Source organism: Pseudomonas sp. S2_H01 (genome assembly GCF_054668305.1).
The window spans coordinates 4758176-4783366 of sequence record NZ_CP162756.1 but is presented as its reverse complement, the minus strand read 5'-3'; the positions used below and the strand labels follow the sequence as shown (position 1 = coordinate 4783366).

Genomic DNA, 25191 nt, shown 5'->3' with positions numbered 1-25191 from the left:
GCAATCGGCCGCCGGTTCATCACGACACTGACGCGCTGTTTTTCTACACCGGGGGTACGAATGACGGTGCAGGCAATCAGCGTCGCCCGTCGGGCGTGAGATGGGCACTCAGGTAGGCAAGTAACGCGCTCACTTTCGGCAGCGCCTCACGACTTTTGAGCCATACCAGGTTCATCGGCAGGCCTTCGGTGGCGAGATGCGGCAGCACTTCAATCAGTCTGCCGCTGCTCAAGTGCGTTTGAACCAGCCAGGTCGGTAACTGCGCGATGCCAAGGCCTGCCAGAACGGCCATGACCTCACCCTCCCCGTCCCCCACGGCGATGTGGGGATGAATGATCCTGCGTTCCCGGTCGCCCGGTTGCCGGCCTTTGAAATACCACGGGATGGTCATGCCATCGTTCTGCCCATAGCCCACGCACTGGTGCCCGTCCAGATCGGCCTCCGAGGCCGGTTCCCCGTAGCGCTCGAGGTAGTCAGGCGACGCGCAAAAAATGAGTGTCTGGGTGCCGAAAAACTGATGCCCTATGGACGCGGGCCACGCATCGGAGCCCCCGATCCTCACGACGATATCGATACCTTCGTGTACCGGGTCCACATAACGGTCCGAAAACGACACATGGGGCGAGAGTCGCGGGTGCAGCTTCATGAACTCAAGGATCAGCGGCAGAACGTGCAAGCGGCCATAGGAAGCGGGCAAATCGATGCGGACCTTGCCTTGCGGCTCGGTTTGCGTCGACGTCAGGGCAATCTCGACCTCCTCCAGATCGGACAGCACGGTGGTGCAGGTGCGGTAGAAGGTTTCCCCGGCATCCGTCAGCGACAATCGACGCGTGGTGCGTTGAAACAACCGCGTCCCCAGCCGACCTTCCAGTCGCGCGATGCTCTTGCTGACGGCCGAGTTGGTGAGGCTCAGACGTTCCGCCGCCGCAGTGAAGCTGCCCATATCGGCGACGATGACGAACACATCAATGCCCTTAAGCCGTTCTGAAGAAAACATAGCCACTCCAATTAGTGAATCTGATTCCATTCACTCGGTAAAAACCAACCAAGATAAAACACAATTTCTCCAATAGGCTATGCCGAAATCCGTTTGGAGTTAAGCACCATGCAGTCCCCACCCACGGCAAGCGCCACGCTGAACCCCGCCGAGACCTCAAGTTCCGGGCTTCAGATCCTGATCATGGCGGTCGCGGCCTTCATTATTGTCACCACCGAATTCCTGATCGTCGGGCTGCTGCCCGCCCTTTCCCGAGACCTGAACATCTCCATCGCCCTCGCGGGCCAGGTGGTCACCCTGTTCGCGTTCACCGTGATGCTGTTCGGGCCCGTCCTCACCGCCAAGCTGGCCCACGTCGAGCGCAAGAAGCTGTTCACCCTGATCCTCATGGTGTTCGCCGCCTCGAACGTACTGGCGGCGGTGTCCACCAACATCTGGATAATGGCGCTGGCACGGTTCATCCCGGCCCTGGCATTGCCCGTGTTCTGGGGAACAGCCAGCGAAACCGCAGGACAGCTCGCAGGTCCGGGTCAATCGGGCAAGGCCGTGGGCCGGGTCTATCTGGGTATTACGGCCGCGCTGGTATTTGGCGTGCCGCTGGGCACGCTGGCGGCTGACTCGGTGGGCTGGCGCGGAAGCTTCTGGATTCTGGCGGCGATTTCCTTTTTCATCGGCGTGCTGATGCACCTTGTGATGCCACAGTTGCCGGTCTCCGCCAGTGCGCACCCTGATCAGAAACAAACTGCAATCCTGCGCCAACCACGCTTCCTGGCTCACCTGTTGCTGTCGATCCTGACGTTCACCTCGCTGTTCACCGCCTACACCTACCTGGCCGACATCCTTGAGCGACTGGGTGGCATTCCTGCGGGTCAGGTGGGCTGGTGGCTGATGGGCTTCGGCGCGATCGGCATGGTCGGTAACCACCTGGGCGGCAGCATGGTCGACCGCAAACCCCTTGCCGCGATGGTGCTGTTTCTGGTGCTGGCCGGGGCAGGCATGCTCGCGGCGGTGCCTCTGGCGCCGAACCACACGTGGCTGATCGTTGCGTTGGTCGCGTGGGGCATTGGATACACCGCACTGTTCGTCGTGTGCCAGGTCAGGGTCATGCAGGCCGGGGCGCATGCTCAAGCATTGGCCGCCTCCATGAACATCTCCGCAGCCAACGCCGGCATCGGCCTGGGTGCCATCTTCGGCGGTATCGGCATTGGTCACTTCGGCCTGGGCTCGATTGGCATCATCGCCACCCTCATCGCTGCGCTGGCTGTGATCGTCGCGTTGCTGATGATGCGTCGCCCGTAACAAAAACGGCTGCAGTTTCGGGGAGGCATAGGGCGTTGATCGGCCAGGTGCGGATCATTAACGCCAGAAAAAAACAGTTCCCGCGATTCCGCCCAAGTAGACCGAGGTGATCAACAGTCGCGGGAACTGGAAAAGAGCGAACGTTTACTGCTGGCTCAGGAACCCGTCCCGAAGTAGTGATTTGGACAGGCGCTCAGGCCTGCATTTCGAGCGGATGATCGGTTGGCATCATGAACCTGACGGCACATTCGATGATGTGAGCGTCAGAAAGAATGCGGCGATGCCCGAGCCTGCGGGTTTCAATCAAGGTCGAACGCCTCCATGCACCATGCAGCGCCCGGGATTGCGCGACTGGTACGACACGGTCATCGCCATCATGCACGATCAGCCCCGAGTGTTTGAGCCCCGTGGCCAGTGCCGGAAGGTCGATAGACGCCAGCGTTACCCCCATGAATGCTTCCACCCATGCGCAGAACTCCGTCGTTTGCCGATCATTCAGACAGTGAGCACGGGCGATCTCCAAAACGACGGTGGTCATCGAACTGGGCCCGCAAACATGCACACTTCGCTGGACCGACAACCCATTGCACAGTGCCCAGAGTGCTGCGGTGGAACCGGCCGAATGGGCGATAACGCCATGGACATCGCCCAGATGCCCCGCCAGCTTCAATGCCGCCTTCCCCGCATGAATCACACTCGACCCTGCTCCACTGGAGTGTCCGTGGCCCGGCGCATCGAGCACGGCAACAGAGAACCCTGCCGCGATCAGCGGTTTTACGAACCCCATCAGACGGGAACCCCGACTGGACCAGCCGTGCATCAGCAAAATGACCGGCCCGCAGCCAAACATCCAGAACGCCAGGCGATCTCCGTCAACGTCCAGAGATGCCTGCCATCCCTTGCCCAGGAAACTCACTTCGCTCCACGTGGCAGCAACCCGCTCTGGCACGGCGAACGCCTGGCACACAGCCGCAAGCTCAGGATCTGGAATGCTCAAGTCAGGATGCTTCACGGTGCAGTTCCCTCTCTCGTAGGTGCCGCAGGCCGCGATAGAAGCACCTGAAAAATCGTGAGCGTCAGATGCCTTGGCCAGGCGCCAGAACAGGCGTTGTTCTTTGCCCCAGCAATTGGCGTGCGGAATCAGCAATCATGACGACGGCCCCGGCCAGCATCAGGACGTCTTTGAGTACCAGTCTTCCGCCGCCTGACAAGTAGGGAAATCCGAACTCGGCATCGCCCGTACTCTGTACCCACGCCTCGGGCGTTGTAATGAGAAAGGACAGCGTCACCAACGGCGTCAGAAACGCCAACACAGAACCGACCATGCCGAGCCTGCGAGAAAACAGGTAGGACAGCACCAGCAAGCCGATCAGGATTTCCACTGTTCCCAACCCATTGGAAAACGCATAAGTATGATTAGCGGTCTGCCATTCCCGCTTGGCCGGATCAAGTTGGCCCTCATGCGTAAGATGCTCTTTGTATTGATCCGGGTGCGCATAGAACATAGACATCACTGGATTATTAGCCACGAACGGCGTGATGCTGTCGGCCTCATAAGGGACGAATTTCAAGGCGCCTATCCATAAAAAGATGATGGCGACACCGAGCCGAATCAAATGAATACCGAGGTTTTCAAGGCGGCTGGCGCCCACAAGCAGTCCATGCACGACTGAGTGTTGATTGTTCATGATCATTTACATCCGGTGATTGAATCAGTTGAATGCCAAGAGGGTTTAAACCGATTATTGAACCCGCGCCGCTCAGCCTGTTGTTCAGTACGGTTAAATCCAATGGGATGAAACCGAGCCACATGGGGTAACTTAACTGGACCGCATAACGGCCCAAATGGCCAACTCGTAAGTAAGAGACTATCCGCGCGGTGCATCACCCGACAATAATCCAATAGAACAGGGTCCCTAAACCAACGTATGGTTATGCACTGACAGGAATGAACAGAAAGGGCGTGGGCAGCGCAGCGCCTGTCGAGTCATAGCGGGGGTCAGACTGACCGCGCGCAGGGGCTCAGGTGGCCAACAGAAATTGGGGAGGCGCTGCGGGCGATGGATCGGTCAACCTCATCGACACTCGAGATGTCGCAGAGGCCACACAGGGTTGCTGTGCCAATGCCGAAAACCGGGCAACCAACGTTCATGCTGACAAGCATGGAGTTTAAAAAGAGTGTCGTTAACACGGGCACGCAATGAGCGTTTCAAGCGCGCGGCCAGGGATCCTTTGACCAGCCAACTATCCAGTGGTGAATGGCCGATGGCGGCATTGGCTGAGCAATACCGTAGCCCTGAGCCACCTCACATCCAAGCTGCAAGAGCTGAGCAGCCTGCGCGGGGTTGTTGACACCCTCGGCGATGACCTCGCGTCCAAATGCCGACGCCAGTCCCAGGATTGCCTGCAGGATTGACACATCCGAAGGTGCATCGAGCATCCCGTGAATAAATGTCTGATCAATCTTCAACTGAGCTACCGGCAAGCGCTTGAGGTAGCTGAGGGACGAATAGCCGGTTCCAAAGTCGTCCAGCGCGAAATGCACGCCGAGCGCTGCGCACTTGCGCAACGTAAGCGACACGCCTTCGATGTCTTCCAGCGCACTTGTTTCGAGAATTTCGATGATCAACATGTGCGGCTCGACATCGGGGTGCGCTGCCAGCCGTTCCATCAGGTTGGGGACGAAGTCCGGATGCTGAAGTTGCCGAGCGCCCACATTGATACTGACCGGGAGCAGCAACCCTTCCCGTTGCCACTGCGCGACTTGGATCAAGGCGTTTTCCAGCACCCACTCGCCCACTACTTCCGAAAGCGCATTGCTCTCAATCAGCGGCAGGAAATCGTCGGGCATCAGCAGCCCCCTTTCCGGGTGTTGCCAGCGTAACAATGCTTCTGCACCGACGACTTCACCGGTGCGCAGGTTGACCTTGGGCTGGTAATAAAGCCGCAGCTCGTGCTCTCGAATGGCCCTGTCGATCCTGTCCAGCCGGGCGTTATGTCCGCGCATGTCCAGATCGTTCCTGGCGTCGAACACATGGAAGCGATCTTTGCCCGCAAGCTTGGCCTGATACATCGCCTGATCGGCCTGGCGCAACAGCTGGTCGGCGCTTATGTCACCTTCTTGAGGGTAGTAACTCACGCCCACGCTCGCGGACAGCGACACCTTCAACGCGCCGATGTGCACCGTGTCGCTTGCGCACGCCAATAAACGCTCCAGCACCAGCGCACTGTCGCAGACCTGATCGAGATCGACGATCAGGGCAACGAACTCGTCGCCACCCAGACGGGCCATGGTGCAGCCCGCTGGCAACGTTTGGTTCATGCGTCGCGAAACGTGGGCAAGTACCCTGTCGCCCACTTCGTGACCATGTTCGTCATTGATCGCCTTGAAGCCATCGAGGTCCAGATAAGCGACGGCGAGTTGAGTGCCGGTGCGCAAGGCGATCGCCATGGCCTCATGCATGCGGGAGGCCAGCAACACGCGATTGGGGAGGTGAGTCAACGGATCGTAGTGGGCAATGTATTCCAGCTGGCGCTGGTGTTCGTGGGACTCGGTGACATCGGTGAAGAGCGCGACGTAATGCTGAGGTCGCCCCTGAGCGTCCAGAATCGTCGTGATTGTTTGCTGGGCGGCGAACGGCTCTCCGTTACGCCGCCGGTTCCACAGATCCCCTTGCCAGTAGTGGTCCTTCAGCAGGCTGTCCCACAGATTCACGTATTGAGCCGGAGGCGTAAAACCCGAGGCCAGCAGCCGTGGATTCCTGCCAACGGCCTCGGTCCGTGAGTAGCCCGTGATCGTGCTGAAGGCGTCATTGACCTCAATGATGGTTCCAAACGCATCGGTGATCATGATGCCTTCGCGCGCATGGGAGAAAACGCTCGCGGCAAGGTTCAAGCGGCTTTCCACCTGCCGCCGTGTCGTCAAATCGGTCAACGTCAACCGGATCGTCGGCACCTCGCCTTTTTGCTGAATACAGTTGAGCCGTGCCTGCCACTGGCTGCCATCGGCACGCTCCAGCGACAGGTCGCATTCCTGAGCAAGACCGTCTCTGCATAACCTGGCGAAGACCTGCTGCCACCGGTCGCGGTCCGCCTCAACGATTCGCCCGGCAAGACGGCGTTGCAGCAACCGGCTTCTGGACCAGCCCAGCAGCTTCTCTCCCGTATGGTTAACAGCCTGGACCACGCCGTGGAAATCCAGCGTGAGGTAGCCCACCGGGGCGTGCTCGTACAGGTCCAGATAAAGATCCCGTGAAGCCTCCAATGCAGATTGTGCGCTACGCAGTTCCTCGTTCTGCATCTCGAGCTCGACCTGATGAAGCCGCAACTCTCGTAACAGCCGATCAGGGTCTTCCAGGCCACCGACCTGCTGGGGAATCTGAGCAAAGGGCGCGGAAGTCGGTGGCTTCATGGTGGTCCGGGCCTAGAGCACTGAGGGTTGGGGCTGCATCGCCAGCAGGATCAGATGCGGTCGCGCACCCTCGCCCGACACGCGCCGGGCGTTGAGCAGGACGGTTTGAGGCTGGGTGCCAGCGAGTTGATGGGTGACCTCGAAGCCATCGAAGCTGGTGTCGTCATCGAGGATGGTACCCAGCTTCTTGCGCAGCGAAGCGATGTCCCATTGGCTGTTGTTCAGCTCGTAGAGCCTGCGGCCGGTAGTCTGGCTGGCGGTGGTATTGAATGTGCGATAGTAGGACCGGCTTGCAGACACGACGCACAGGTCATGATCCAGCAACAGCAGCGGCTCGATCACCGTGTCGACGATGGCCTCGGCCAGCTCGCGCGCGGCTTGAATGGCTCGCTCATTGGCAATGCGCGAGTTGATATCGTGGAACGTCATGACCACGCCGCTTATGACGTTGTCCAGCGTGCGGTACGGTGCCAGGCGCGCGAGGAACCAGTCCCCGGAGACCGTGCACAGTTCGACTTCCTGAGGTATCAACATATCAAGCACTTCCTGTGCGGGAACCAGCAAATCCACTGAATGGATGTGCGAGGAAATATCGGCCAGCGGCCGTCCGATGTCCTTGGGAATCAACCGGTAAAGTTTGACGGCATCCCGGGTGAAGCGTCGGATGATCAGTTGAGTGTCAAGGAATATAGTTCCGATATTGATGCTGTCGAGCAGATTTTTCATGTCATTTTGCATGTCGCCCAACTGCTCGATCTTGGCTTGCAACTCCGCATTGACCGTCACCAACTCCTCATTGACCGATTGCAGCTCTTCCCTGGACGTTTCCAGCTCTTCGTTCGAGGATTGCAGCTCCTCGTTGGTCGACTGCAACTCTTCATTCGCAGCCCCCAGCTCCTCGTTGGTGTGCTGCAATTCGTCGATCGTGGCTTGAAGATTTTCGCGGGTGTAGGCCAGGTCACGCTCCAGCGAGTTCACACGGTCGGGGGGCGATTGCGCGACAACACGTTGTGAGGTCCCGTCGCTGTCGGCGAACGCAGCATCGGTGGTTTCCTGAAAGGTGATCAACAGCAGTTGTTCGCTCTGCGAGGCGCCCGCCATGCGGCGCACGCTCAGGTGGACCGGGCGGGCAATGCCATCGCCGGTCACCGTGACTGGCTGACCGGATGTCGACTCACCACCCTGCGCAGCACGACGGACGGCACTGCGCAGCTCCAGCTGCAGGCCTTCGCGGGCCATGTCGATGACATTCAGGCTGGCCTGCCCGGGTGCCGGACGCAGGTAACTCCCGGTATCGCCATGCACGTAAAGAATGTTGCCGGCCAGATCCGTCACGACCGACGCGGGCCCGAAATCCTGAAGCAGTGCGCGGCGAGTCAGTTCGGCGAGGTTGGTTTCTTTGTTCAAGGTCAAGGTACGGTCCGCAGGTCGGCTGATTTTTTGGGGAAGCCAGGACAGACTGCTGCCCAGCTGCATCAATCTGTTGTTGTGGGCTTTGTTCACCCGATAAAACTTCCACTTGCGGTGCATAGCCGTGAACAACGTTGCGTAACTGCCGATGCTCTCGGACGGAGAAAGAAACAGCACGCCTTGGGACTTCAGCGAGTAATGGAAGATCGGGATCAGGCGGTTCTGCAGCGCGGCGCCCAGGTAAATCATCAGGTTGCGACAGCAGAGCAGATCAAGCCGCGTGAACGGCGGATCCTTAATCACATTCTGCACCGCGAACACGATCATCTCGCGGATTTCTTTCCTGACTCTGTAGCCGCCTTCGACAGGGCTAAAGTAGCGGCTCAGGCGTTCGGGGCTTATCTCCTGGGCGATCGTCTCGGGATAAAGGCCGGCCCGCGCGATGTTGATCGCTTCAGCATCCAGATCAGTCGCAAACAGCTGCACCTTGCACGCGGATCCATGGGTTTGCAGCAGTTCATGCAGCACAATGGCCACGGAATACGCTTCCTCGCCGCTGGCGCAGCCCGCGATCCAGACCCGAAACTCGTCGTTGCCGGCCTTGCCCGTCAGCATGGGCTCAAGGATGTCGGCGCGCATGACCTCGAACGCTTCAGGGTCCCGGAAGAACTGAGTCACGTTGATCAGCAATTCATTGAACAGCAATTGGCACTCCACCGCAGAACGCTGCAATAGGCTCGAATAGTCAGTCTGACTGGCTATTTGCAGGACCTGCATTCGCCGCTCTATCCGTCGCGCAATCGTCGTTTTCTTGTACTGGGTGAAGTCGTGTCCGGTGACCGTGCGCAAATGCACCAATATCTGCTGCAACGATTCGCCGGATGCGGTATTGGCCATGGGCTCGACCTTACGCCCCAAAAGCACCTCAGGCATTTGCTCCAGCGTCAGGACATGACTGGCGTTACCGGCTTCAATAGCACTGCTGGGCATGCCACTGTAGGTCGCCTCGTCTGGCCATTGCACCAGCGTCTTGCCCCCGCCGTCGAGAATGGCCCGGCAGCCCTGCGTGCCGTCGTGCCCCGTGCCGGAAAGCACGATGCCCACGGCATTGGCGCCAAGCTCGCTCGCCATTGAAGTGAAACAGGTGTCGATGGGCAGGTGCAGGCCGCCTGACGACATGGGAGCCTGCACCACCAGTGTGTTTCCTTCAAGGGTGAGGTCACGATTGGGAGGCAGAACATAAACAGTATTGGCATCCATTGACACGCCATGCTCGGCATCGGCCACTCTCATTGTGGTCGCGCGGCCAAGGATTTCGCTCAACAAACTGGGCATGGCCGGGGCCAGGTGCTGGATCACCAAAAAGCTGAAGCCGGTGTCGACCGGCATCAATGTCAGAAAGCGCTGCAACACCTCGAGCCCGCCTGCTGATGCACCTAATCCAACGACCCATCGGTTCTCAGGCACGGTAGAAGTTTGAATGGAGGGCACTGGAGAACCTGCGCAGGTATTTGGCCGTCTATGTTAGCGATTATCCGCCTCTAAAGCGTCAGGGTGTGAACGACGTTTTGGCTTCGCACATCTGAAGTAATGGCCGGACGCCAAAACGCGCGCGAGCGTTACTTTTCGAAGGTGCGATCTTGTCCAGACACGTGATCGCGCATTATTGGCGCATGGAGCCTCAGCCTCGCGTTTTTTACTATGATCAAGGCTCAGCCAATCCACCAGGCCACTCCCAATGAACAGCTTTCTGGCGCAGGCACAAAACAATCAATGGTCGAATCGACGTTTGCTCTCAGCCTGCTTCGCGTTAAGCCAGGAGGAATACGTGGCCAAGCGAACCAGCTTCTTTCCTTCGATTGAAAAGACGCTTCTGCATATAGTGGACGTCGATCAGTTCTATCTCGCCGCGCTGGAGTTCGACATCGAGGGACAACGCAACGAACTTCCTGACACCTTGTCGCTGCACGCGTTGTCGCAGCTCCAAGCCGCGGCAGATGCACGGCTGATCGCGTATTGCGAAAGGCTGGACGATCAGTCATTGAGTCGCCAGGCAAGGGTTGTCCGGGCCGAGGGAATCGTGCTCGAACGCGTTGACTGCCTGTTGCTGCACCTGTTTCAGCATCAGATCCATCACAGGGGGCAGGTTCACGCCATGCTGTCAGGAACCCGAGTCGCACCGCCGCAGCTGGATGAGTTTTATCTTGATGCAGACCTTCCGCTGCGAGCGATGGACGAAGAGCGTTTCAGCTGGCCGACGGGGAACATTTAATAGGGCCATCCTATTGAACACAACCGCAGGTCATTACCCTTCCCTCTCCGAAAACTGTCAATCGTCATTCAGACCTCAGATGAGGCCTCCTATATTGAAATAACTTGCAACCCTTGAGTAATTGAGAAACCACACGCACCTCTTTAAATTTTTCCTCACAACGCCGGGCCCCTCTGACAGCGAATCGCTGCCATGTCGGAGTTGCAGTTTGCACAACTTCGACAATAGCGGAGGGGCTTATGACGACCTTTGAATCTTTTCTGTTTGCCGAGTTTCTCGGCACCGCCAGTTGGTTGTGGCTCGTTTTTGTCGTCATTGTCTTGAGCCTGTTGATCTTCGATCTCGGGGTGCTACACCGCGAGGATCGAGAAATAGGCGTTCGTGAAAGCCTGCTTCTGTCTGCTGGCTATATCACGGCTGGCTTGCTATTCGGCCTTTGGGTCTGGCTGGTTAAGGGCGGTGACGCCGGGATGGATTTTTACACCGGCTTTCTGATCGAGAAATCGTTGTCGATGGACAACGTTTTCCTGATGGCGATGATCTTCAGCTTTCTCTCAATTCCGCGTAAGTATCAGCACGAGGTGCTGTTCTGGGGCATCCTCGGTGTGATAGTTCTGCGCGCTATCATGATTGGTCTGGGTGCCGCGCTGATCGCCGAGTTCAGTTGGATTCTCTATGTGTTCGGCATCTTCCTGCTGTTGACCGGGGTAAAGATGCTGTTCAGCAAGATCGATGCCCACCCCAACCTTAGCGATAATCTGCTGGTGAAGTTTCTGCGCAAACACATGCGGGTCACCGATCGCTTGCATGAAGGGCACTTCTTCGTCCGCCAGGCGGATGCCAGTGGCAAGTCTGTGGTCTGGGCGACGCCGCTGTTCCTGGCGTTGGTGCTGATCGAGTGTGCCGACCTGGTATTCGCTGTGGACAGCGTGCCGGCGATCTTTGCCATTACCCAGGATCCCTTCATCGTCTACACCTCTAATATTTTCGCCATCCTTGGCCTACGTGCGCTGTATTTCGCTCTGGCGGCGATGATCCACCGCTTCGCCTACCTCAAATACGCCTTGGCGCTGGTGCTGGTGTTTATTGGCGGCAAGATCTTCATGGTCGGCATTATCGGCAAGATTCCGGCGGTGCTTTCTTTGGGCGTGACGGTCGCTCTGTTGCTGGGCGGTGTGCTGCTATCGCTTTGGAAAACCCGTGACCAAAACGCCGCCGGCCCGCAGGTTTAGGTCCAGACAGATGTCGGCCACCAAACGAAAACAGTAAGCCCGCCGCGCCGGTCGGGTTTGGCGAATATATGCCAGTACCGTCGCAGCGGTATCGCCCGGGTTCCGTTCCCTTTTCGGGATACTTTCCGTCCAGAACGATCTGCCCTCCATGAAGGGCAGCTTCGGGCCAACAGCAGCCGATCCACGGCCACGTCACGCCAGAAGAAGCCTCATCCAAGCGACATGCCCATTTCGAAGGCACGCGTTTCGAACCCTAGTTCCGCATACAACTGAACGGCATACGTATTGAACGTCCAGACAGAAAGCCTGAGGTCATTAGCGCCGACCTGAACTGCCCAGTCTTGTACCATTCGCACCAGCCCGCGCCCGATGCCCTTTCCCCAGAATGACTCTGCTACGCAGACTGAGCCGATCCGGACGAAATCCAGCGGCTGCATCAATGGCCCTGTGCCGGACGACAGGCTGGCCGTAATGAACCCTACGGCTTTTCCATCGGCATGCGCCATGAAGGCAGCCTGACCCGGCCTATCGAAAAAGCTCATCCAGTGGGGTGCGTCACGTAAGGGATCAGACGTGGCAGCGGTGTAGATATCAGGACGCGCCTCATGGTGGATCGCGTTGAGCAACTGGCCCAACTCACAGATCATCGGCACATCGTTCGCAGTGGCCTGCCGGTAGGTGATCAACTCATCCATTCCCTGTCTTGCTCCTTGTTGAACTTCATTCCCGGAGGCGCTGACAACGCCGTTGCCCTTCCAGTGGTCTCGGATCTTTCCCCAAGAAGGCCCCGAAGAAAACAGCGCTGACGATCTTCTGGCAGTCGGTCAGCATGAAAGAACGTGCATGCTGGCCTTTCAGGCAGGGAAGCATCGAATCCCGTAACTGCCACGCCTCGGTCGACCTCAAGCATCGAGACTAAACCATGAAACGGGCACAGTGGAACAGTGCCCCCCTGTGACAAACAGATCCACGAAAACGGAGTTCGCTCCGCTTGAGCAGGATCTGCTCCGCGCCTGGCGCGCTGACGTCACTTGAGGCTAGACAGAAGCGTTGAGCACAACCTACCCATTACGACGTGCAGCGACATCAGGCTCTGTCGGACCGTCTTGGTCGCGGCGTCGACGGTAAGCGGACAATGGCAACCCGCCCTGGCTGATGTCGTCGATCTCGTGCTCGTGGAAGATCACGGTGGTGTCTTCACGAGGCTTGCCCATGACGTTAAAGAGCAGATCGGCGATGCCCTTATAGACGGCCGCCTTCTGGTCGGCAGTGGTTCGGTCCGCGCCCGGCGTCGTGCCTTCCCGGGTCACCAGAATGTTTACGATTGGCATAGAAAATCCAGGGTATGAGGGGAGCGCGCTGGGCGCGCTCCTCCGAAGGCTTTAACGGCCGGCGATAAGGCCGCCATCAACGTGCAAGATCTCGCCGGTCGAGAAGGCAGCGTCCTCAAGGTAAAGAACGGCACGGACGATGTCCTCGACTTCACCCAGCTTGTTCATGGGATGGAAGGCTGCCAATTGCTCGACAATTTCAGGGTTGTGCATTGGGGTGCGAATAACACCAGGCGCGACGGCATTCACGCGAATCCCTCGGGTGGCGTATTCGATCGCCAGACTCTTGGTAGCCGAATTCATGCCGCCTTTAGTGAGCATGGCAACAAGGGCAGGTGAACGCGAACTGGCGAACTCTGCCGTCGAGGCAGTGATCTGAACGACGTGGCCGCTGCCCTGCTCCAGCATCACAGGAATGACGGCTTGAGTGGTGAAGTAAAAGCCGTCGACGTTGGTTCTCAACTTCAGCCGGTAGTCTTCTTCTGTGTAGTTGGTAAACGCTTTGCCGATGAAGATGCCAGCGTTGTTGACCAGCGTGTCGATGCGGCCAAAGCGCTCCAGCGCCGCTGCCACCAACCGCTTGCTCGTCTCGGGATCGCCAATATCCCCGGCGACGGTGATCAAGTCAGGATCGGTGGACGGTTTAATCGAGCGCGAGGTAGCGACGACACCGTAGCCCTTAGCGAGGAACGCATTCACGATGGCCTCGCCCATTCCCTGCGAAGCGCCGGTGAGATTGCTACTTTCTCGCTGACAGCCCGTTATCCCAAGCTGGATATAGATCTGTCCCCTGCCCTGCGGTCCATCAGCCTTGACCGACGTGAAGCGGATATTGCCATCCGCTTCGACAAGCCCAAGGACGGCGATATCATCGCGCGTCCGATGGTCGAGGTGGGCTATGGGTTTTATGGGACGGAGGAGGCCTGTCGCTCGTTTGAAGCCGCAGGCAATCTGGTTTTGATCGGCTTCAATGAGGCCGATGGTTACCTGACCCAGGAAAAATGGGTGGCCCGGCATTTCCCTCGCGCTCGCATTGCTTTTCGCGCCAAAGACCAGGCGCTTCATGCGATAGCAGCGCGGTCGGGTATCGGACTGGCCTTGATTCCACACTATATCGGGCGCGCGAATTCGACACTGCGGGTATGCGATCTTGGCGCAGTGCCCTCCAGCCGGGAGGTTTTTCTGTTGACCCGCAGTCGCGATCGTAAGGACGCCTCCATCCGGGTCGTGGCCGATGAGGTGGCTGACATGTTTGAGCAGGAACGCGATCTTTTCGTGTGAGTCGCGAAACCGCAGTACAGTTTCTTCCCCCTGCGGCCCGCAGCGGTTTGCTCAAACCGGGCTTTGTGGCGGAGTGAAGTAGACGGATGCGTCGTCATCGGATGAGTCTGTCGCGGTGTGATAGCTGGATGCGTCGTCTTCTGAGAGATTTTCTGTCTGCACTGCGGATTGAGCCAGCCGCTCGGCAGGTCTCTGCGAAGACGCCGAGCCTGAGCGCTCTGCCTCGCTCGAGGGTCCGCCGCTGATCGTGGGCTGCGCCTGCTCGCCGCCAAGGCTCCCCCGAAGACTGCCTCCTGGAGACTGGGTGGAGTTGCGTTCCGTGTCGGCATTCATGATTCGATTGCCGGTGAGGCTGGTGCGCGCAAGAGAATTCGATTCTGAATCCGCTCGCCGGGACCGCTGACTGGACGGTCTGCCGATAAGGCCTGACGCCTCGTCGGGAGCCTCCTCCGCTTGTCCATGCGCTGGCTGAGCGGTCTCTGTCGCGCCCGCCGTATCGGCCGTTGTCCCGCCTTGCGCCATTAAATCCTCAACCAGCTTGTCTGCGACGGCGACGCTCGCGGCATTGGCACCGAACACGACGGCGCCGCCCGCTGTGTTGATGGCGTGTTTTGCAAACGACCCCCAGGCTTGTTGTTGGGCCAACGCGTTGACTGCAGCGCCCTTACCGGCTTCCAGCGCGGCGAAGCCACCGGTCAGTGTGGTGACGTTAGCGGCACCGGAAGCGGTGAAAGTGCCTTTGGCGGTTCTCGACAAGGCCCCAAGCGGATCGGTGAGCAATGTGCGCCCCGCGTCGGCCAAACGCCCTCCCGCATTGGTGAGAGGCGTACTGAAGGTGTTTGCGCCCCGCAGTGCTTGCAAGACGTCGAACCAGTCGGTTTCCTGATTCAAGTCCTGTTTGGGCTCGGCATCTCTTCGTCCCAACAGCAGCGCGGGGCCACTGGTGAATTGCTCCGTCCGACGATTGTGGGCGGCGTAGCCGGTGCCGGCGCCAGCGGCTAACCCACCCGTTATGGCAAGGGCGGTATCCAGAATGGGTTCAACCGCAGGATTGAGTTTGGCCGCCACCGGGCCAGCAATCATCCTGACGGCATTTCGGACAGTGAATGTCTGCGCCTCCTTTGCGTTTTTGATGGCCAGGTTCGCTTTGGTATCGATGCTCTCCAGCGCGACTTTTAAAGACTCATGCAGTTTGTCCCCGGGGGCCTGCAGGTAATACGCATCTTCTCGAAGTTTTTTCATGGACGCGCCGCCGACCTGATCGATCACTGACGCCGCCGCGAGAGAGATCGCCCCTTGCGCTGCCGCTTTTGCCACCGGATTTTGTATGTTTGCTCCGGCGCCTGTGATGGCGGGAATGGTGGCCTGGAGCGTCGATGCCAGGGCAAACGGCAAGCCGCCAACCGTCCCCGACACCATTGAGGCGTTACGGTCCATCTTCTTCGCTTTATCCATCACCGTTTGAAGCTCTTCGAACGAGATGTTCTCTTCCATCAGTTTGTTGACTCGGCTTTCGATGATCCGATCAATTTCTCCCCGATGTGGCGATTCTGCCTCCAGACGGTCCCGATAGGGCCTGAACTGCCGGCTTATAAAGTCGGTAAGCAAATGCCGCATTTCACGGGAGTCGTTCACAGCCGCGGCACTCACCTGTCCGGATTGGGGATGACCCTGTCCCACGCAAGCATGATCGGTGACGGCATTTGCACCCGACCCCTCTTGGCGTTCGATGGAGTGTGAGGAATCGGGGGTTTGCTGGCCAGACACGCGCATGGTGAAGTCCTCTCTGGTAATACGGATGCATCGCTGCTAACCGCGATGGTTATTCAAAGAGGTGTGTGGCCTACCGCGCCGTTCCGGTTCCGGTGCAAACGTCGGTATTTGACGGTTGTGTTTCAGGATAATGACTCGCCTCCTGTCCCACGGTCGCGCTGCGCTTCAGGCGCCGATCAAGGCGCTGCTGTCTGGCCCGCAGCATCGTCCCGGGACTCGCCACGCAGCTGCGAGAGGCTTGCCGCCAGTTCATTCTTGCGAAACGGCTTGGTGAGCCGAGGAAGATCCGGGTCAAGGCCCTCACGTTCTGCATAGCCGGAAATGAGAAGGATCGGGGTTCCTGGCCTGGAGGTACGAACCACCCTGGCCAGGTCGGTCCCGTTGATGCCCGGCATCAGATGGTCCGTTACAAGCAGGTCGAACGCCTCCCCGGCCTCCATCAGCTCAAGGGCCTCTTCGCCTGACGCCGCCTCGATCACGCCATAGCCCAGTTCGGCCAGCATGTACGCTGTACTGGTGCGTACCAGTTCTTCATCATCGACCAACAGCGCAAGCCCACTCGTCAGCTGCGGCTCCACTGCGTCCACGATGCGCAAAGCCGGTGCCGGCTCGGTCATGCTGCGCGGAAGCCAAAGCTCCACGTTCGTGCCGAGATCGGGTGCGCTCTGAATCGTCAGTGCGCCGTTCAACTGCGAGGCCAGCCCATGCACCATCGAAAGGCCCAGGCCGGTACCTTTGCCAACGCCCTTGGTGGAAAAGAATGGCTCCACGGCGCGAGCCAGTGTCGCCGCGTCCATGCCAATGCCGGTGTCCGCGACGGACAGACACAGGTATTCGCCCGTCGCAAGCTTGGAACGGTGCCCCGTGCCGACCCGCTCGGTGCTGGCAGAGATGCGCATCGTCCCGCCCTCAAGCATCGCGTCGCGCGCGTTCACGGAAAGATTGAGAAGGGCCATTTCGAGCTGATTCAAATCTGCAATGGCCGCAGGCAGATCCTCTGGCACATCGATGACCACCTTGATTTGCGGCCCCGTCGTGCTGGCCACGAGATCGCCCATATCGCCCACCAGCTTCGCCACGTCGACGGGAACCGTGCGCAGCGGTTGACGCCGTGCGAAGGCAAGCAACCGTTGCACCAGGGTCTTTGCACGTTCAGCCGATTGCACCGCCCCAGAAATCAGCCGCTGCTCCCGTTCGCCGCCTACGCCTCGTCGCTGAAGCATGTCGAGGGTGCCAACAATGGGTGTGAGCAGGTTGTTGAAATCGTGGGCCACACCGCCGGTGAGCTGCCCCATGGCTTCCATCTTCTGGCTTTGACGCAGCGCTTTTTGCGCCTCTTCCCGTTCGGCAATGGCTTGCGCAACCCTTCCTTCAAGGGTGGCATTGAGCTCTCGCAGTTTCTCCTCGGCGACCTTGCGCGGGGTGATCTCGATCGCCGTGCCGGTCACGCGCAAGCAGCGGCCGGCCGTATCGAACACGCCCCGGCCCTTGGCCGCCACCCAGCGAACGATGCCGTCTTCGCGGCCAATCGTGCGGTAGTCGACTTCGTAGAGCGCGCGGCGTTCAGGGTCAACGGCCGCCGTGAAGGCTTCAATGGTCGCGTCCCTGTCCTCGGGGTGCAAACCGTCATAGAAGTCTTGCAGCGTGACGGGCACGTCAGCCGAGATGCCGAACATCGCTTTCGTCTGCGACGGCCAGATCAGCGTGTTGCGCACGAAATCAACGTCCCAGAAACCCACATCAGCATGGTCAACCGCCAGGCGCAGTCTCGCCTCGCTGATCCGGTTCGCGGAGTCCGCTCGAGCGCGGAGTGCGACAAGGCCGACCGTGTGCACCACGAAATCAATGATCTCAATATCCGCGGACAACGGCTCACGCGGCCCTTGGTGGTACATGACGAAAGCGCCGAGCACAGCGCCTTGCATCGAACGAATCGGGATTGACCAGCAGAGGTGCAGCCCCTGTCTGATAGCCAGCTGACGCAACTCGCCCCAGAGCGGATCGCCTGAACTGTCGCAAATGAGCACCGGAGCATGACCCGACGGCTCGGTGCCCAAGGCCTCAGAGTGCGGCCCAACGGTGATGCCTTTGACAGCATCGATATAGGGACCCGGCAAGCTTGGGCCGGCGCAATGCTCCACGTGGCGACCGTCCTCGGTCAGGAGCAGGACACTTCCCAGGAAACGGGAGGTGGACAGGTCCTCCACCTCGCGGACGATCGCGTCCAGCGTGACGCTCAGGGCAGTCTCTTGTACCGCCAGTTCCAGGATGCGGTTCTGTGCAGACCCAAGCGCTGCCTCGCGATTGCGCGCTTGGGTGAGGCGAGCGTTTTCGATGGCGATCGTGGCCAGCCGCGCCAGACTTTCCAGGCGCTCGATCGTATCGGAATCGTGATCACGAACCTGCGACCAGTAAGCCCCCAGCGCTGCAACGGGGACAGGTCTGCCTATGGGCACCATCACCAGGCTGCGGACGAACGTGGGTGCATAGGCATCCTGCGGGACACGCGGATCGAGCCTGACGTCAGGGATCGCCACCGTCTCGCGGTGACGCATCGCCCACCCCGAAATGCACTGATCGACGAGAAAACTCTGGCCTTGCCAAAGCGCAGAGATGGCATCTTCAGCCACGTAAGAACAGCGGCCGTCATTTTCGATGACGACTGCAATGCCCTCCGCGCCCACCGTGGCACGCGCCGTGTCTCGCAACACATCGACGACCTCCTCCACCGACGCCGCTCTGACCAGCCTTTCACTGGCATTCAGCACATGAGACAAACGGTCATCAATGACGGGGTTCATCGGAACAGTCAGCAAACAGATCTCCCAACGGCCAGAGAATCGTGTCCGGCGGTCTGGTTCAAGTTGAAGGCGGGGAAAACAGATGCCGTAGCGCGACGCTTTCTTATCGACACGGACGGAAGTCAGTTTCTCAGAAAAGACCCCATCAAGCATCACCCGCAAGCAAGCGTGCGACGGACAGCAAATCGGCTCAGAAACAGCCTGTCGGATTACCTACCCGATCACGGCCGCCTGCCTGCCGGGCACTCGGTCACACCGCAACGACGTCAATGACAGGGAGGGAAATGCATGGAAGGAGAGCCTTCACGAAAATCATGAGCGAACACTAGAACGGTTGCAGCCCGCTCTCCTGCATCGCTGCCCGCCCCTGTGAAGACGTCATGTAGTCGAGCAACGTCTTGGCTTCGACGGGATGAGGGCTGCCCTTCATGACGGCACCGGAGTACAAGACCATCTGCTGCACGTTGTCGGGGATCAAGCCCACAATATCAATGCCGGGCGCGGCTTTGAGTTCACTCAACTGCTGAAACCCCAATTGAACATCACCGCGCGCCACGGCATTGCCGACGGGCTCGGTGGAGATGGCCCTGCTTTTGAGCACAAAGTTCTGATCAAGCTCCATTCGCGGGAACAGCCAATGTGAAAGGTACATGCCCGTGGGACTGTTGGCGTAAGCGACAGACTCGGCGTTCATCAGCGCCTCGCGCAAGGCATCAACGGTGTCAATCCTGGGCTTTTGAGCGCCGTCCTTGACTGCCATGGCGATCAACGACTGTCCCAGGTCAACGCGGGTGGCCGGATCCACCCTGCGTTGCGCAACCAGTCGGTCCATGGACACCCTGTCGGTCAGCACCAGGTCAAACGCATCGGGACTGGGTGCGGGCTCAAACGTATCGGCCAGCGTCACGCCAGCGGGCGGCGCCTTGATGATGTCCAGGTGAATAGCGCGGCCTTTTTCGTAGTCAGGCGCGATGGCCTGAGCCGCACCGATGAAACCGCTGGAGCAGAGCAACCTCAGGGTCACTGGACCTTCTGCGGGCTTGTCGGCGGCGTGGCTCAGGCCGTTGCAAAGAAGAAGGCAGGTCAGCAAAACGGGTCTGAAGCACGGGTGCATGGCAGGCAAATCCTCGTCCGGAAAACCTTCACGCTAAAGCAGCGTTCCACCTCCCCCGTGTTAACCCGCGTTAAGAAAAATTTACTTTAACGGACAAACGTACCGGCTCACCTTGCGCCTGCCGTTAGAATGTACGCCCCCCACTCTGGAGTTCAGAATGAATCGTGCGTTAGTCATCGAGGACGACGAAGTTACCGCACACGCCATCATGACCGAGCTTGACGCTCATGGCTTTCAGGCTCAATGGGCGGACAACGGACGCGACGGTCTCGCGCTGGCCATCGCAGGAGGCCATGACGTCATTACCCTGGATCGCATGCTGCCCGATTTTGACGGACTGACGATCGTCAGCACGCTGCGGCAGTTGTCCATTCAGACCCCGGTGCTGATGATCAGCGCCCTGTCGGACGTCGACGAGCGGGTTCGAGGTCTGCGCTCCGGTGGCGACGACTACCTGACCAAACCGTTCTCGATGATCGAAATGATTGCGCGCCTCGAGGTGCTGCTTCGTGACCCGGCACCCGGCGAAACGGAACATTGCTTGCGCTTCGGCGGGCTGCAGATGAACCTGATTGCCCAGACGGTGACGCTTGACGGTCAGGCAATCGCGCTGCTTCCCACCGAATTCAAATTGCTGACCTACCTGATGCGCAACGCCGGTCAGCTGGTCACGCGCACCATGCTGTTCCAGGAGGTCTGGGGTTATCACTTCGATCCCGGCACCAACATCATCGAGGTGCACCTCGCGCGCCTGCGTAAAAAAATAGAAGGACCGGGAGCGCCCGCCATCCAGACGATTCGTGGGTCAGGCTATGTCCTCGTCGACAAGGACTGAACGCTGGCGGTCCAGCGGCAGCCGTCTGATCGGTCTGTATGCGTTGTTTTTCGTGGCCTGGGGTGCCGTTTTCACCGGAGTACTGTACTGGGAGATCACGCGCTATCTAGGCACCGTGGCCGAGCGAACGCTGATGCAACGCGCGCATTATTATGAAAAAGTCAGCGATGCGGCGCTGGTGTCCGAGCTCGCCGGAAGCGAGGTGTACTCCACGCCGGGCATCGATGCTTACGGGTTGTTCGAAGCCAACGGCGCCCACCTGACCGGTGACTTGCTCAAATTGCGCTCCAACCTTCCCGACGATGGACAGGTGCATTATCTGGAGCGCGGTTTAAGCATCGCGTTGCCCAATGAGGAAACCCGCAGCAGCTATGCACTGCGGCTGGATCGCGCGGATGGCAGGATCCTGATCCTCGCGCGCGACGGAGGCTCGATCTCCGCCGTGGGAGGCATTATCGGGCAGGCCCTGTTCTGGGGGTTGTCGCTGACGCTGGTGCCGGGGCTGATCGGCTGGCGCCTGTTGCGAAGACGCCCCATCAGGCGCGTGGAGCGGTTGCAGCGCAGCACCGAGCGCATCGTATCGGGCAACCTGCGTGAGCGGCTGCCGCTCTCGGCCCGCCGCGATGAACTCGACATGCTGGCCAGCGCTGTCAACACCATGCTCGAACACATCGAGCAACTGATGCTGGAGGTCAAAGGTGTGTGTGACGGCATTGCCCATGACCTGCGAACCCCACTGACCCGGTTGCGGGCCCGCCTGTATCAGCTGCAAAAACTGCCGCTGCAGCAGGCCCATGTCGATACGCTGAACTTGGCACTGGAGGAAAGCGAATCGATCATGTCGCGCTTTCAGGGCCTGCTTCGAATATCTGAGCTGGAGGACACCCGACGGCGCTCGGCCTTCGAAGCATTTCAGCCCGCGCGGCTGCTAAAGCAGGCTCACGAGTTTTATGAGCCGCTTGCCCATGAGAAACACCAGCAATTGATCCTGCAGACGCCTGATGACTGCCCAATGCTGGAGGGTGATACCTCTCTGCTGTTCGAGGCGTTGGTGAACCTGATGGACAACGCGATCAAATTCACTCAACCGGGAGGCCACATCTGCCTGCGCTGCGTGCGAAAGGAGCACAGTCTGAGTATCGAGGTGCAGGACAACGGCCCAGGCATCCCCCACCACGAACGCAACAGCGTGACCCGACGTCTCTACCGCGGCGATCAGTCCCGGCAGCAACCGGGCAACGGGCTCGGCTTGTCACTGGTGGCTGCGATTGCCCGACTCCACGGGTTCGGGCTGGGCATCGAAGCTGGCGTCGACGGACGCGGTACCCGAGTGACACTCGAATGTCCTCTGCACGATGCTCGGCACGGCGCTTCTTAAACTTTTCTTAACCCTGCTTAATTGGTCGCTGTTTTTGCGCTGATCTAGGTTGTCGCACCTCGCGTCTAACCAAGGCTTTCTGTTCGTGAAACACCTGACCCCACGGCTCGTCCTGACTCTTGCGTTGACTCACTGGCCGACAGTGTTCGCCGCTCCCGTTCCCTCAGGCCCCATGACACCTTCGGCGCCTCAGCTTCATGCAAAATCCTGGGTGCTGATGGATGCAGGCACCGGGGACGTGATCACCAGCCATGATGCAAATGAACACCTGCCCCCTGCCAGCCTGACCAAATTGATGACGGTGTACGTCGCGACCAACGAGATACAGAGCGGCCGGTTGCGATCCGACGATGAAGTCACCATCAGTGAGAACGCCTGGCACACCGAGGGCTCGCGCATGTTTCTCGATCCGCGAAGCAAGGTGGCCGTCCATGACCTGTTGCGCGGGATCGTCATCGACTCGGGCAATGACGCCAGCGTCGCGCTCGCCGAGCACATCGCTGGCGATGAAACCAGTTTCGCCGGCTTGATGAACGCAACGGCAAAGCGGCTGGGGCTCGACGACACGCATTTCCTGAACCCGACCGGCCTGCCCGCGCCAGATCACTATTCCTCAGCGCTGGACATGGCGAAGCTCGCTCGGGCCATCATCAACGACGAGTCCGCTTATTACCCGCTGTATAAACAAAAGCACTTCACCTGGAACGGGATACGCCAACCCAATCGCAATCTGCTGTTGTGGCGGGACGAGTCCGTGGACGGCCTGAAAACCGGGCATACCGAGGCAGCGGGCTACTGCATGGTCACCTCTGCCCTGCGCGACGGTCATCGATTGATCACGGCAGTATTTGGCTCCACCTCGATGAAAAATCGCGCCAATGACGCTGAAAAACTGCTGAGCTACGGCTTTCGCTTCTTCGACACCCAAACCTATGTGAAGGCGGCTCAGGTCCTGTCCAACCCGATGCTCTGGAAAGGCGAAGACCGGACGCTGCCCGTAGGGTCGCTGGATGATATTTCCCTGACCCTGCCAAAGGACCGGAATCGCAAGGTCGATGTCCGCTTCAACATCGACCACCCTCTGGTCGCCCCCATCGCCATGGGCACCGTGGTCGGCAGCCTGGACCTGTACGACGGCGATAAGAAACTGGCGACGCGGCCTTTGATCGCCCTGGAAGAAGCGCCTGAGGGCGGCTGGTGGAAGCGGACCTGGGACACCGTGCGGCTGTTCTTCCTGAACATGTTCGGACAAGGAGAATCGGACCAGTAAGCCAATGCGAGCTGGCAGGATACGGTCAAAGATCCTGCCGGATTATTGCGGTCATCAAGGCCACAAGGGCTGGCCTCAAGGAGGGACGTGACCAGCCCTTGATGGATCAAACGCAGGTTTTTTATCTTCAGCTCTTTATTTGGAAACGATTGATTCCTATACTCGCGCCATGACTACGAAAAATGACTTCTCCGTCCGGCCAGGTCGGCCGCGCGAATTTGACACTGACGCGGCGCTGGACAAAGCGATTACACGCTTCAGTGAATATGGGTTTCACGGCACCTCGATCTCGGACTTGAACACGTGCCTGGGCCTGACGTCGGGCAGCATCTACAAGGCCTGGGGCGACAAACGCGGCCTTTTTCTGGCAGCACTTGATCGCTATTTGACCCGACGTGCAGAGGCGATTGCCGCCTGCCTGGAGAGCAAGCGCTCTGGACGCGACAAAATCGAAGCGCTGCTCATTCACTACGCGCACCTCAGCTGCGAGGCTGCAGGCCGCACAGGATGCCTGGTCGTCGAAACCGCGGTTGAGCTTTCGCGGGCTGATAGCGAGATTGCAGGCTTGATCGGCGCGCAGCAGGACAGGCGAGAAGCCCAGCTCCGCCGCCTGATCGAGGAAGGTCAGTCAGATGGCTCCGTTCGTGAGGAGCTTGATGCCCCGAATCTGGCAAAGCTGCTCTTGGTCCTCCAGCAAGGCATGCGGGTAGTGGGCAAAACGGGCTCAGACACCGAACAGATGCTCGCAATGGTGAACGAACTGATGGGACTGCTGGAGTAAACATTTAGTCAATTAGGAAACGATCAATTCCATTTCGGGAGATATCATGAAGATTCGATCAGAACAACCAACGTATGTGGGCACGGATTTCATGGTGCGCACAGATTTCTGGCAGCGATTCCGCCACGCAAGTACGCAGATCAGCGGAGTCAATATTCACTACGTCGAGGGCGGCGCAGGCCCGACGCTTCTGCTGATACCTGGCTGGCCGCAGAGTTGGTATGCATGGCGTTATGTAATGCCCCAATTGGTGGATGCCGGTTACCGAGTGATTGCGGTTGATCCCCGTGGCATGGGGGAAAGCGATGCGCCGGCAGGCAATTATGATCTGCGGACCGTCGCCACTGAGTTGCATCAGTTTGCAGAAAAAATCGACCTGTTTGATGAAGGCCCGATCCATGTTGCGGGGCACGATGTGGGCACCTGGATTGCCTATGCCTGGGCTGCGGACTGGCCTGCAGACATCCGGCGCCTCGCGTTGCTTGACGCACTGATTCCCGGCGTTTCAGCGCCGCGCACTGATTTGCCGTCCGACGAGGCCAACCGGCGCAGTTGGCATTTTGCGTTCAACCAACTCGACGGCCTTCCTCAATTGCTGATATCCGGTCGCGAACAAGCATTCCTGACCTGGCTGTACAAGGCCAAGGCGCTGCAACCCTGGACCATTACCCCTGAAGACATTGCCGTTTATGCGCGCCAGCTTGCCGCCCCCGGGGCATTGCAAGCGGTCACCGGGTACTACCAGTCAGCGCTGTCACCGGAAGGGGTTGCCGCTAACCGGCGTCGCGCTGAAACGCCGCTCAATATTCCGGTATTGGCCCTGGGGGCAGAGCGAGGGGTGGGCGATCATATCGTCAAAGCCCTGCGCGCCTTGGCCACCGATGTACAGGGTGATGTGATCCTCAACGCGGGCCATTACCTGCCGGAAGAGGCTGCGAATCGGATAGCCGATGAGTTGATCGGCTTTTTCGGCAATCAAGAAGAGTAGCGATGCTTCTCTTCTTTT

20 protein-coding genes are annotated in these 25191 nt (G+C 59.2%); 9 read left to right on the top strand and 11 right to left on the bottom strand.

The window, feature by feature from the left end:
- Window positions 1-76: 76 nt before the first annotated feature.
- Window positions 77-997, bottom strand: coding sequence for a LysR family transcriptional regulator (locus AB4N84_RS21300; RefSeq protein WP_460043024.1), 921 nt, complete (start codon window positions 995-997; stop codon window positions 77-79).
- 108 nt (window positions 998-1105) lie between these two features.
- On the opposite strand from AB4N84_RS21300, the gene AB4N84_RS21295 reads away from it, so the two are divergent.
- A complete protein-coding gene (locus AB4N84_RS21295; protein ID WP_460043023.1) occupies window positions 1106-2296 on the top strand; it encodes an MFS transporter in 1191 nt (396 codons plus the stop codon).
- Window positions 2297-2489: 193 nt separating this feature from the next.
- Here AB4N84_RS21295 and AB4N84_RS21290 read toward each other — a convergent pair whose 3' ends face one another.
- The 4 genes from AB4N84_RS21290 to AB4N84_RS21275 form a co-directional block, all read right to left on the bottom strand.
- The gene (locus AB4N84_RS21290; RefSeq protein ID WP_460043022.1) at window positions 2490-3308 is read right to left on the bottom strand and encodes an alpha/beta hydrolase; all 819 of its coding nucleotides are present in this window, start codon (window positions 3306-3308) and stop codon (window positions 2490-2492) included.
- 64 nt (window positions 3309-3372) lie between these two features.
- Entirely contained in the window at window positions 3373-3984 is a 612-nt protein-coding gene (gene rclC / locus AB4N84_RS21285; RefSeq protein WP_460043021.1) for a reactive chlorine resistance membrane protein RclC, read from the bottom strand.
- Between the two features lie 521 nt (window positions 3985-4505).
- Entirely contained in the window at window positions 4506-6707 is a 2202-nt protein-coding gene (locus AB4N84_RS21280; RefSeq protein ID WP_460043020.1) for a putative bifunctional diguanylate cyclase/phosphodiesterase, read from the bottom strand.
- A 12-nt stretch (window positions 6708-6719) separates the two neighbouring features.
- Window positions 6720-9530 carry a CheR family methyltransferase gene (locus AB4N84_RS21275; protein WP_460043019.1) on the bottom strand — a complete coding sequence of 937 codons (2811 nt, stop codon included), beginning with the start codon at window positions 9528-9530 and terminating at the stop codon, window positions 6720-6722.
- 325 nt (window positions 9531-9855) lie between these two features.
- Here AB4N84_RS21275 and AB4N84_RS21270 point away from each other — a divergent pair, with 325 nt between their 5' ends.
- Window positions 9856-10389, top strand: a complete 534-nt coding sequence (locus tag AB4N84_RS21270; protein ID WP_074749525.1) for a DinB family protein — start codon at window positions 9856-9858, stop codon at window positions 10387-10389.
- A gap of 239 nt (window positions 10390-10628) precedes the next feature.
- Window positions 10629-11621, top strand: coding sequence for a TerC family protein (locus tag AB4N84_RS21265; RefSeq protein WP_460043018.1), 993 nt, complete (start codon window positions 10629-10631; stop codon window positions 11619-11621).
- 209 nt (window positions 11622-11830) lie between these two features.
- Here AB4N84_RS21265 and AB4N84_RS21260 read toward each other — a convergent pair whose 3' ends face one another.
- The 3 genes from AB4N84_RS21260 to AB4N84_RS21250 form a co-directional block, all read right to left on the bottom strand.
- Window positions 11831-12316, bottom strand: a complete 486-nt coding sequence (locus AB4N84_RS21260) for an N-acetyltransferase family protein (RefSeq protein ID WP_460043016.1) — start codon at window positions 12314-12316, stop codon at window positions 11831-11833.
- A 366-nt stretch (window positions 12317-12682) separates the two neighbouring features.
- Window positions 12683-12952 carry a tautomerase family protein gene (locus tag AB4N84_RS21255; protein WP_460043014.1) on the bottom strand — a complete coding sequence of 90 codons (270 nt, stop codon included), beginning with the start codon at window positions 12950-12952 and terminating at the stop codon, window positions 12683-12685.
- Window positions 12953-13003: 51 nt separating this feature from the next.
- Window positions 13004-13666 (bottom strand): SDR family NAD(P)-dependent oxidoreductase, encoded by a 663-nt coding sequence (locus AB4N84_RS21250; protein WP_460047089.1) that lies wholly within the window; start codon window positions 13664-13666, stop codon window positions 13004-13006.
- On the opposite strand from AB4N84_RS21250, the gene AB4N84_RS21245 reads away from it, so the two are divergent.
- Window positions 13547-14233, top strand: coding sequence for a substrate-binding domain-containing protein (locus AB4N84_RS21245; protein WP_460047087.1), 687 nt, complete (start codon window positions 13547-13549; stop codon window positions 14231-14233). The two genes, AB4N84_RS21250 and AB4N84_RS21245, sit on opposite strands and share 120 nt — an antisense overlap.
- 51 nt (window positions 14234-14284) lie before the next feature.
- On the opposite strand, the gene AB4N84_RS21240 is transcribed toward AB4N84_RS21245, so the two are convergent.
- From AB4N84_RS21240 to AB4N84_RS21230, 3 genes are all read right to left on the bottom strand, one after another.
- Window positions 14285-16006 carry a hypothetical protein gene (locus AB4N84_RS21240; protein WP_460043013.1) on the bottom strand — a complete coding sequence of 574 codons (1722 nt, stop codon included), beginning with the start codon at window positions 16004-16006 and terminating at the stop codon, window positions 14285-14287.
- A gap of 176 nt (window positions 16007-16182) precedes the next feature.
- Window positions 16183-18717 carry a GAF domain-containing hybrid sensor histidine kinase/response regulator gene (locus tag AB4N84_RS21235; RefSeq protein WP_460047085.1) on the bottom strand — a complete coding sequence of 845 codons (2535 nt, stop codon included), beginning with the start codon at window positions 18715-18717 and terminating at the stop codon, window positions 16183-16185.
- 415 nt (window positions 18718-19132) lie between these two features.
- A complete protein-coding gene (locus tag AB4N84_RS21230) occupies window positions 19133-19921 on the bottom strand; it encodes a substrate-binding domain-containing protein (protein ID WP_460043012.1) in 789 nt (262 codons plus the stop codon).
- A 157-nt stretch (window positions 19922-20078) separates the two neighbouring features.
- Here AB4N84_RS21230 and AB4N84_RS21225 point away from each other — a divergent pair, with 157 nt between their 5' ends.
- From AB4N84_RS21225 to AB4N84_RS21205, 5 genes are all read left to right on the top strand, one after another.
- Window positions 20079-20756 (top strand): response regulator transcription factor, encoded by a 678-nt coding sequence (locus AB4N84_RS21225; protein ID WP_074749518.1) that lies wholly within the window; start codon window positions 20079-20081, stop codon window positions 20754-20756.
- Complete coding sequence (locus tag AB4N84_RS21220; protein WP_460043011.1) at window positions 20734-22134, top strand: sensor histidine kinase; 1401 nt, start codon at window positions 20734-20736, stop codon at window positions 22132-22134. The genes AB4N84_RS21225 and AB4N84_RS21220 overlap by 23 nt, the downstream gene beginning before the upstream one ends.
- Before the next feature lie 79 nt (window positions 22135-22213).
- Window positions 22214-23404: a D-alanyl-D-alanine carboxypeptidase family protein gene (locus AB4N84_RS21215; RefSeq protein WP_460047084.1), complete on the top strand. Its 1191-nt coding sequence runs from the start codon at window positions 22214-22216 to the stop codon at window positions 23402-23404.
- Window positions 23405-23543: 139 nt separating this feature from the next.
- Entirely contained in the window at window positions 23544-24185 is a 642-nt protein-coding gene (locus tag AB4N84_RS21210; protein WP_460043010.1) for a TetR/AcrR family transcriptional regulator, read from the top strand.
- Between the two features lie 76 nt (window positions 24186-24261).
- Window positions 24262-25173: an alpha/beta fold hydrolase gene (locus AB4N84_RS21205; protein ID WP_460043008.1), complete on the top strand. Its 912-nt coding sequence runs from the start codon at window positions 24262-24264 to the stop codon at window positions 25171-25173.
- Window positions 25174-25191: the final 18 nt, after the last annotated feature.

Coding starts and splice junctions, on each gene's coding strand:
- AB4N84_RS21250 (WP_460047089.1), bottom strand. CDS start 13,666: ATGGGCGAGGCCATCGTGAATGCGTTCCTCGCTAAGGGCTACGGTGTC.
- AB4N84_RS21220 (WP_460043011.1), top strand. CDS start 20,734: ATGTCCTCGTCGACAAGGACTGAACGCTGGCGGTCCAGCGGCAGCCGT.
- AB4N84_RS21265 (WP_460043018.1), top strand. CDS start 10,629: ATGACGACCTTTGAATCTTTTCTGTTTGCCGAGTTTCTCGGCACCGCC.
- AB4N84_RS21300 (WP_460043024.1), bottom strand. CDS start 997: ATGTTTTCTTCAGAACGGCTTAAGGGCATTGATGTGTTCGTCATCGTC.
- AB4N84_RS21225 (WP_074749518.1), top strand. CDS start 20,079: ATGAATCGTGCGTTAGTCATCGAGGACGACGAAGTTACCGCACACGCC.
- AB4N84_RS21295 (WP_460043023.1), top strand. CDS start 1,106: ATGCAGTCCCCACCCACGGCAAGCGCCACGCTGAACCCCGCCGAGACC.
- AB4N84_RS21280 (WP_460043020.1), bottom strand. CDS start 6,707: ATGAAGCCACCGACTTCCGCGCCCTTTGCTCAGATTCCCCAGCAGGTC.
- AB4N84_RS21230 (WP_460043012.1), bottom strand. CDS start 19,921: ATGCACCCGTGCTTCAGACCCGTTTTGCTGACCTGCCTTCTTCTTTGC.
- AB4N84_RS21260 (WP_460043016.1), bottom strand. CDS start 12,316: ATGGATGAGTTGATCACCTACCGGCAGGCCACTGCGAACGATGTGCCG.
- AB4N84_RS21270 (WP_074749525.1), top strand. CDS start 9,856: ATGAACAGCTTTCTGGCGCAGGCACAAAACAATCAATGGTCGAATCGA.
- rclC (WP_460043021.1), bottom strand. CDS start 3,984: ATGAACAATCAACACTCAGTCGTGCATGGACTGCTTGTGGGCGCCAGC.
- AB4N84_RS21255 (WP_460043014.1), bottom strand. CDS start 12,952: ATGCCAATCGTAAACATTCTGGTGACCCGGGAAGGCACGACGCCGGGC.
- AB4N84_RS21240 (WP_460043013.1), bottom strand. CDS start 16,006: ATGCGCGTGTCTGGCCAGCAAACCCCCGATTCCTCACACTCCATCGAA.